The 8,504-nt window shown below is 73.3% G+C and carries 6 protein-coding genes; 3 read left to right on the top strand and 3 right to left on the bottom strand.

Going from position 1 to position 8,504, the window contains the following annotated elements; all coding sequences use genetic code 11:
* Positions 1-403 precede the first annotated feature (403 nt).
* Positions 404-952, bottom strand: a complete 549-nt coding sequence (locus IH25_RS0136605) for a MarR family winged helix-turn-helix transcriptional regulator (RefSeq protein ID WP_030621240.1) — start codon at positions 950-952, stop codon at positions 404-406.
* Positions 953-1,086: 134 nt separating this feature from the next.
* Here IH25_RS0136605 and IH25_RS0136600 point away from each other — a divergent pair, with 134 nt between their 5' ends.
* On the top strand, positions 1,087-2,352 hold the full coding sequence (locus IH25_RS0136600) for an MFS transporter (protein ID WP_030621236.1): 1,266 nt from the start codon (positions 1,087-1,089) through the stop codon (positions 2,350-2,352).
* A 161-nt stretch (positions 2,353-2,513) separates the two neighbouring features.
* On the opposite strand, the gene IH25_RS0136595 is transcribed toward IH25_RS0136600, so the two are convergent.
* Complete coding sequence (locus tag IH25_RS0136595) at positions 2,514-4,157, bottom strand: ATP-binding SpoIIE family protein phosphatase (protein ID WP_030621233.1); 1,644 nt, start codon at positions 4,155-4,157, stop codon at positions 2,514-2,516.
* Positions 4,158-4,290: 133 nt separating this feature from the next.
* A complete protein-coding gene (locus IH25_RS0136590; protein WP_030621230.1) occupies positions 4,291-5,664 on the bottom strand; it encodes an NAD(P)/FAD-dependent oxidoreductase in 1,374 nt (457 codons plus the stop codon).
* A 378-nt stretch (positions 5,665-6,042) separates the two neighbouring features.
* Here IH25_RS0136590 and IH25_RS0136585 point away from each other — a divergent pair, with 378 nt between their 5' ends.
* Both IH25_RS0136585 and IH25_RS0136580 read left to right on the top strand, forming a co-directional pair.
* Positions 6,043-6,825 carry a TetR/AcrR family transcriptional regulator gene (locus IH25_RS0136585; protein WP_030621227.1) on the top strand — a complete coding sequence of 261 codons (783 nt, stop codon included), beginning with the start codon at positions 6,043-6,045 and terminating at the stop codon, positions 6,823-6,825.
* Positions 6,826-7,107: 282 nt separating this feature from the next.
* On the top strand, positions 7,108-8,504 hold a 1,397-nt coding region (locus IH25_RS0136580), incomplete at its 3' end, for an RNA polymerase sigma factor (protein WP_107058538.1).

Here is an 8,504-nt window from a genome sequence, read left to right as displayed (position 1 = left end):
TTCTCGATCCGATTTCCTCGGTGCTTTCCAGGTTCCCGCTCTCGCGTTTCCCTTTCCGGCGGTTCCGACTCTATCAGATCCTTTCGGCGTCTGATCCCCAGTCAGCGGGGTTTGTCTTCGCGGCTGTTGGGCCGTTCCGACGTCTCAAACCTTAGCGGATCCGCCCGGCGATTCCCAATCGGGCCGCCGAGCCCGTATTCGAATTGAATTCGGGCACGCCGAATACAACCCGTACGGGAGATCGTGCTGGTGGTGTGAGGGTGCCGCTCCAGGCGGCGAAGTGCTGTCGAAGAACCGTTACGGCCCCGCGGCAACCCGAAGAACTTTACGGATCGGCCAGGGTCGTGTCAACACCCCCTGTCAACATCTTTTCGCGGATCGAGGTGGGGCCCCGGGCCCGGACTCAGTCCAGGTCGGTGAGCCGGCCGCCGGCGTCCGGCTGCGCGTGCTCCACCCGGCGCAGGAGCCGGGTCAGGACCTCGCCGAGCACCGCGCGCTCGGCGGGGGTGAGGTCCTGGAGCAGGTCCCCCTCGAAGACCGTCGCCAGGCGCATGGCCTCCAGCCACTTCTCGCGGCCCTCGGGGGTCAGCTCCACGATGACGCGCACCCGGTTGGACTCGTCCCGCTCCCGGGTCACCAGACCCTCGGCCACCATGCGGTCGATCCGGTGGGTCATCGCGGCCGGAGTGAGGCCGAGCCGCTTGGCCAGGTCGCTCGGGCCCATGCGGTAGGGCGCACCGGAGAGGACCAGTGCCTTGAGGACCTCCCACTCGGCGTTGCTGATGCCGAGGGCGGCGGTCTGGCGGCCGTACGCGACGTTCATCCGGCGGTTCAGCCGGGACAGCGCCGACACGATCTTCTCGACCTGGGGGTCCAGGTCCTGGAACTCGCGCTGGTAGGCGGCGATCTGTTCTTCGAGTGTCGGCTCCGTGACGCCGGGGGTGTCGGCCATGGCCGCAGTATCGCACGCGACCCCTTTGCTTTGAAGTCCTTCACTGTGTACTCTTTAGCTTCGAACTTTAGCTTCGAAGTCTTCAGGTCTAACTAGTGAGAGAGGTGAACGTGACCAGGGCGATGGGCGCAGCGATGCGCCGGATCCACGTGGGCAACGCACTCAGCGCGTTCGGGCTCGGCTTCACCGTCCCGTACCTGTACGTCTATGTGGCGCAGGTGCGAGGGCTCGGGGCCATGACGGCGGGACTCGTGCTCGCCGTCTTCGCCGTGGCCGCGCTGATCGTGCTGCCGTTCGCCGGCCGGGCGATCGTGCGGCGCGGCCCGCTGCCGGTCCTGCTCGCCGCCCTGGTCCTCGCTGCTCTGGGCGCGCTGAGCCTCGGTCTGGCGGGCGGTGCCGCGACCGTGCTGCTGTCCGCCGCCGCGCTCGGGGCCGGGCAGGCCGTGATGCAGCCGGCGCTCGCGACGATGATCGTGGACTGCTCCTCGGCGGACACCCGCTCGCGCGCGTTCGCGATGCAGTTCTTCCTGCAGAACCTGGGGCTCGGCGTCGGCGGCCTCATCGGTGGCCACCTGGTCGACACCACGCGCGTCTCCTCGTTCACGCTGCTGTTCGCGATCGAGGCGCTGATGTTCCTGCTGCTGGTCGTGGTGATGGCGACCGTGCGCATGCCGCACTCGCCCCGGATGGAGGACGCCCCGGCGCGGTCGGCCAAGGGCGCCTGGAAACAGCTGCTCGGGAACCGGGCGATGGTGCAGCTGTGCGTGCTGGGCTTCGTGCTCTTCTTCGCCTGCTACGGCCAGTTCGAGTCGGGTCTGAGCGCCTACGGCGTGGAGGCGGCCGGGATATCCACGTCCGCGCTGGGCACGGCGCTGGCCGCGAACACCCTGATGATCGTGGTCGCCCAGTTCGCCGTGCTGCGGCTCGTGGAGCGGCGCCGGCGGTCCCGGGTCATCGCCGCGGTCGGCCTGATCTGGGCCGTCGCATGGCTGGCCGCCGGGTACGCGGGGCTGGGTCACGGCAGCCAGGAGATGGCCACGGCCGCCTTCGTGTCGACGTACGCGCTGTTCGGGCTGGGCGAGGCGATGCTGTCGCCGACGGTCGCGCCGCTGGTCGCCGATCTGGCGCCGGAGGGGCTGGCCGGGCAGTACAACTCGGCGTTCGCGCTGGTCAAGCAGTTGGCGCTGGCGGTCGGTCCGGCGGTGGGCGGCCCCTTGGGCGCCTCGCTGCACGCGCCGTACATCGTGACCTTCCTGCTGTTCTCGCTGTCGGTCACCGTGCTGGCCCTGCGGCTGGGGCGGCGCCTCACCGCGGTGCAGGACCGGCCGTGGGCGGGGCGGGAGAGTCGCGTGGTGAGCCGGGGCCAGGCGGCTACGGAGCCGATGGCGGCCGAGGCGTAGACGTGCCCGGTGTCGGTGTCCGGGGATTACGTGCTGCTCGCTGAGAGGTGCCGCCCCCCGGAGGGGCGCCCCCAGCGCCCACCCGTGCCGCCTGGGTTCCCCCTGCTCGAAGAGCCTCGAAGAGCTTGGGGGAGGCACGATTGCCCGCAGGCCGAGTCGGTCTACCCCTGCGGGAGGACGAACTCGCACCACACCGCCTTGCCGCCGCCGGGGGTGCGGCGGCAGCCCCAGCTGGAGGCGATCGTCGCCACGATGGCGATGCCCCGGCCGGACTCGTCGCCCGGTTCCGCGCGCCGTCGGCGCGGCAGGTGGTCGTCGCCGTCCGTGACCTCGATGATCAGGCGGCGGTCGGTGCGGCGCAGCCGCAGCCGCATGGGCGGGATGCCGTGCTGGAGGGAGTTGGCGACCAGCTCGCTGGTGGCGAGCACGCCGAGGTCGTGCAGCTCGGCGGGGAAGCGCCAGCTGGTCAGCACGCCGGAGGCGAACGCCCGGGCGCGGGGTGCCGCCTCGACGCCGCCGAGGAGTTCCAGGGCCGCGTTGCGGAAGAGATCGCCGTCGGGTCCCGTACGCGCCGGGTGCTGGAGGACGAGGACGGCCACGTCGTCGTCGTGGTCGGCGGTGACGCCGGCCGAGCGGACCAGGCGGTCGCAGACGACCTGCGGGGTGCCGGTGGCGCCGGCGAGGGCGCCTTCGAGCGCGGCGATGCCCTCGTCCAGGTCGGCGTCCCGGCGCTCCACCAGGCCGTCGGTGTAGAGGACGGCCGTGGCGCCGGGGTGGAGGGCGACGCAGCCGGAGGAGTGGATCCAGCCGCCGGTGCCCAGCGGCGGGCCGGTGGGTTCGTCGGCGCGGGAGACCACGCCGTTCTCGTCGCGGACCAGGATCGGCAGGTGACCGGCCGACGCGTAGACCAGGCGGCCCTCGTTCGGGTCGTGGATGGCGTAGACGCAGGTGGCGATCTGGTTGGCGTCGATCTCGGCGGCGAGGCCGTCGAGCAGCTGGAGCACCTCGTGCGGGGGCAGGTCGAGGCGGGCGTAGGCGCGGACCGCCGTGCGCAGCTGGCCCATGACGGCGGCGGCCCGCACCCCGCGGCCCATGACGTCGCCGATGACGAGGGCGGTCCGGCCGCCGCCGAGGGTGATCACGTCGTACCAGTCGCCGCCGACCGCGGCCTCCGTGCCGCCGGGCTGGTAGGTGGCGGCGATGCGCAGGTCGTCGGGCTGTTCCAGTTCCTGCGGGAGCAGGGAGCGCTGAAGGGTGACGGCGGTCTCGCGCTGGCGGCGCTCGGCGGCGCGCAGGCGTTCGGCGGCCTCGGCGTGGTCGGTGACGTCGGTGGCGAAGACGAGGACTCCCGCGTCGCGGTCGCCGTCCTCGGCGACGGGGGTGCAGGTGAAGGTGTACGAGCGGCCGTCGACGGCCTTGCGGGACTTCAGGGTGCGGGGTCTGCCGCTGCGCAGCACCTGGTCGAGCAGCGGGAGCAGGCCCAGTTCGGCGAGTTCGGGCAGGGCGTCGCGGGCGGGGACGCCGGTGGGGCGGGTGCCGAAGGCCGTGGTGTAGGCGTCGTTGACGTAGCCGATGCGGTGGTCGGGGCCGTGGACGAGGGCGACGAGGGCCGGGACGCGGTCCAGGACGTCACGCGCGGGCAGTACGTCGACGGCGGGCGCCGGGGGTGCGTCGGCGGACCGTTCGGCGCGGGCCGCGGGCACGGAGCCGTCGCCCCGCCGGTCCGGGGAGACCGCCGACTCGGTCCGCGCGGCGGCGCGGCGCTGCGTTCCGGGGAGCCGGGCGCTCCAGCGCGTGAAGTTCACAGTGGGAAAAGCCTCGTGGGTGCTGTGGGCGGGCGGGGGGCCAGTCCGGGGACGTGGGCAGTCTGGCAGGGGGACCACGGCGACAACCGTCAGACGCCTCGGCGGTGCGCGGAGTTCCCGGGTCCGGTCAGGACTACCCCTTCGGGTCGTCGGAGGGGCTGTGGGGAGGTTTTCCACCGGCCGCCAGTTCGAACTCCGCGCGCGGGTGTTCGAGTGAGCCGAGCGAGACGATCTCCCGTTTGAACAGCCCGGCGAGGGTCCATTCGGCGAGCACCCGGGCCTTGCGGTTGACGGTGGGCACTCGGCTGAGGTGGTACGCGCGGTGCATGAACCAGGCCGGGTAGCCCTTCAGCTTCCGGCCGTAGACCTGGGCGACGCCCTTGTGCAGGCCGAGGGAGGCGACGGAGCCGGCGTACCGGTGGGCGTACGTCTCCAGGGGCTCGCCGCGCAGCGCGTGCGCGATGTTGTCGCCGAGCACCCTGGCCTGGCGGACCGCGTGCTGGGCGTTGGGCGCGGTCTCGGCGCCGGGTTCGGCGGCGGTCACGTCGGGGACGGCTGCGGCGTCGCCCGCGGCCCAGGCGTGCTCGGCGCCGTCGACGGTGAGCTGGGCGGTACAGCGCAGCCGGCCGCGGTCGGTGCGCGGCAGACCGGTGGCGGCGATCAGCGGGTGCGGTTTGACGCCGGCCGTCCACACGAGCGTGCGGGTCGGGAAGCGCTGGCCGTCGCTGAGGACGGCGACCCGGTCGGCGCAGGACTCCAGGCGGGTGTTCAGCAGTACCTGGATGTTGCGGCGGCGCAGCTGGGTGACGGTGTAGCGGCCCATCTCCGGGCCGACCTCCGGCAGGATCCGGTCGGTGGCCTCCACGAGGATCCACTTCATGTCCTCGGGGCGGAGGTTGTGGTAGTAGCGGGCGGTGTAGCGGGCCATGTCCTCCAGTTCGCCGAGGGCCTCGACGCCCGCGTAGCCGCCGCCGACGAAGACGAAGGTGAGGGCGGCGTCGCGGAGCGCGGGGTCGCGGGTGGAGGAGGCGATGTCCATCTGCTCGATCACGTGGTTGCGCAGGCCGATGGCCTCTTCGACGGTCTTGAAGCCGATGCCGTACTCGGCCAGGCCGGGGACGGGCAGGGCGCGGGAGACCGAACCGGGGGCGAGCACCAGTTCGTCGTAGCCGAGCAGCTCGGTGGAGCCGCCCTCGTCGGTGGTGGCGAGCGTGCTGACGGCGGCCGTGCGCACCGCGTGGTCGATGGAGGTCACCTCGCCGACGACGACGTGGCACCGGTGCAGGACGCGGCGCAGCGGTACGACGACGTGCCGCGGGGAGATCGAGCCCGCGGCGGCCTCGGGAAGGAACGGCTGGTACGTCATGTAGGGGTCGGGCGTGACCACCGTGATCTCGGCTTCGCCCCTGTTCAGCTCGGCCTTCAGCTTCCGCTGGAGACGCAGGGCCGTGTACATCCCGACGTAGCCGCCGCCGACAACCAGAATGCGCGCACGTTCCTTCACCATCCCATGACGCACCCGGCGCTGGTGTTTGTCCACAGCCCCGACAATTTGTGTGACCGGCGGCCGGGTGAGCGCGGGAGCGGGCGGGGTGCCCGTACGGGGTGAAACGGGGCAGGTCAGCGGGGGCGGGCGAGTCGGCGGGAAGGGAGGGAAACGGGACGTACACGCCCCGTACTCCGATCGGGGGGCGCACTGTACGGAACCTCCCCCTTCTGAATTGACTGCCTCTCAACTATGTTCGTGTGTCGACGGAGTGTAGGGAATGTGGTCGAACGGGCCCGCGACGGGCGGATCCGGTCGGAACCGATGCCCGTTCCGCGCGCTTCGCAGCCAGTGGCGGGGAGAGTCTCCGGGGGGAGACGTCATTACCGGGGGAAACACATGCATGTTCAGGACACGCATTGGGCATCGGCTACCGCCATCGCGCCCGGCGGGAGAACGATGAGTACGGCGGCGGGTGCCGGACGCGCGGACGGGGCGCGGACGACGCCGCTGCGGGTCGACGCACAGCGCAATCTGGAGCACGTGCTGCGCGCGGCACGTGAGGTGTTCGGCGAGCTGGGGTACGGCGCGCCGATGGAGGACGTGGCGCGGCGCGCCAGGGTCGGGGTCGGCACCGTGTACCGGCGCTTTCCCAGCAAGGACGTGCTGGTCCGGCGGATCGCCGAGGAGGAGACCGCGCGGCTGACCGAGCAGGCGCGGGCCGCGCTCGGGCAGGAGGACGAGCCGTGGTCGGCGCTGTCGCGGTTCCTGCGGACCTCGGTGGCGTCGGGGGCGGGGCGGTTGCTGCCGCCGCAGGTGCTGCGGGTCGGCTCCGCCGGTTCGGACGGGCCGAACGCGTCGGGCGAGGAGGCCCGGGTGCCGCAGCAGCGGGTGCAGCCGGTCGGTGGTGAGCTGCGGCTGGTGCCGGACGACTCCTCGGCGGGGGCCGATGACGCCGGGGCCGGGGCGCTGCTCGAGGTGGTCGGGCAGTTGGTCGACCGGGCTCGGGCGGCGGGTGAGCTGCGGGCGGATGTGTCGGTGGGGGATGTGCTGCTGGTGATCGCCACGGCGGCGCCGTCCCTGCCGGATGCCGCGCAGCAGGCGGCTGCCTCGGCTCGGTTGCTGGACATTCTGCTGGAGGGGCTCCGCTCGCGACCGACATCGGCGTCGGCGTCGGTTTAGGCGCGGCCCGGCTTCGCCTTCGGCGGCTTCGTCTTCCCACCCGCACCACTCGTGCCGCTCTCGCGGCCGGGTGGTGCGGGTGGTTTTCGTGAGGGGGCTTGGGTGGCGGGTGCGTGGTGTCGTCGGCTGGGTAACTCCCCCATTTTCGAAGGGTGTTCGGGTTCGGTTGGGTGAGTGCGCTCGGATGGGTGGATGCGGTGTGCGGGGGCGCTTGTCGGGGAGGGGTGTGGCAGTCTGAGCCGGTGAGGGGTTGGGCTGGGCCGGTGTCGGGGGCTTGACGCGATGAGCGCTGACGGGTGGGACGGGTCACGCGGGGACGACGGGGACGACGGGGACACGGAGACGCACGGGCCGGCCTCGTCGTACGTACCCGGCCGGGACGGACACCCCGGACCACGCGCGGGCGGCAACGTACCCGCCCAGCGGGACGGGAGCGTGCTGCCGCCGCCCCGGGAGGCGCCCGCCGCCGACGGTGAGCTGATCGGCCGGATGCGGGCCGGTGACGACTCCGCCTACGAGGAGCTGTACCGGCGGCACGCCGACGCGGTACGCCGGTACGCGCGGACCTGCTGCCGGGACGGCCACACCGCCGACGACCTCACCGCCGAGGTGTTCGCCCGGATGCTCCAGGCGGTGCGCGGCGGCGCCGGGCCCGAGCACGCCGTACGGGCCTATCTGCTGACCTCCGTACGACGCGTCGCCGCGCACTGGGCCAAGTCCGCCCGGCGCGAGCAGCTCGTCGACGACTTCGCCGTCTTCGCCCAGCAGGCCGCGCGCGCCGCCGAGGCGTCCGACACCGGCGACCTCGATCCGGGCGCCGACGTGCGCGCCCTGCACGAGGCCGAGCAGTCCCTGGCCATGCGGGCCTTCCGCTCCCTGCCCGAGCGCTGGCAGGCCGTGCTGTGGCACACCGAGGTGGAGGACGAGTCCCCGAGCGAGGTGGCCGTCCTGTTCGGGCTGGACGCCAACGGCACCCGGGTGCTCGCCAGCCGCGCCCGGGAGGGGCTGCGGCAGGCCTACCTCCAGGCCCACGTCAGCACCGCCCTCACCGCGGATGCGGAGTGCGCCCGCTACGCCGACCAGCTCGGCACCTACGCCCGCCGCAAGCTGCGCGTCCGGGCCGAGCGGGGACTGCGCAAGCACCTCGCGGAGTGCGCCCGGTGCCGGCTGGCCGCGGCGCAGATCGAGGAGGTCGCGAACGGCATCCCCGCGGTCGTCCCGGTCGCGGTCATCGGCTGGTTCGGGGCCGCCGGATACGCCAAGGCGCTCGGGATCGTGGCCGGCGGCGCCGGAGCCGGAGCCGCGGGGGCCGCCGCCGCGGCCACCGGCTCGTCCGCCGGGGCGGGCGGCGCGGGCGGGGCGGCGGCCGCCGAGGGGCTCGGGGCGCCGGTGAAGGCCGGCATCGTGGCGGGCGTGGTCGCGGTGGCCGTCGCCGCCGTCGCGCTGGCCCTGGTGAACGACGACCGGCCGGTGAAGGAGGCCGCCGCCAAGCCGTCGCCGTCCGCACCGGCCGTACGCTCCGAGCCGCCGACGCCCGCGCCCGCTCCCCCGGAACCCCGGCCCAGGCCCTCGCCCCCGAAGCCGGTGGCCGTCGCCCCCGAGCCGCTCCCGGACACCCACACCCCGGCCCCCACACCGACCTCGAAGCCGACCCCGACCCCGACCCCGAAACCCAAGCC

The organism is Streptomyces achromogenes subsp. achromogenes (genome assembly GCF_000720835.1).
GTDB lineage: Bacteria > Actinomycetota > Actinomycetes > Streptomycetales > Streptomycetaceae > Streptomyces > Streptomyces achromogenes.
This window is presented reverse-complemented; position numbering and strand designations above follow the sequence as displayed.

Bases quoted from the DNA above. Each gene is read 5' to 3' on its own strand.
- IH25_RS0136585 (WP_030621227.1), top strand. From the start codon at position 6,043: ATGCATGTTCAGGACACGCATTGGGCATCGGCTACCGCCATCGCGCCC.
- IH25_RS0136590 (WP_030621230.1), bottom strand. From the start codon at position 5,664: ATGGTGAAGGAACGTGCGCGCATTCTGGTTGTCGGCGGCGGCTACGTC.
- IH25_RS0136605 (WP_030621240.1), bottom strand. From the start codon at position 952: ATGGCCGACACCCCCGGCGTCACGGAGCCGACACTCGAAGAACAGATC.
- IH25_RS0136600 (WP_030621236.1), top strand. From the start codon at position 1,087: ATGCGCCGGATCCACGTGGGCAACGCACTCAGCGCGTTCGGGCTCGGC.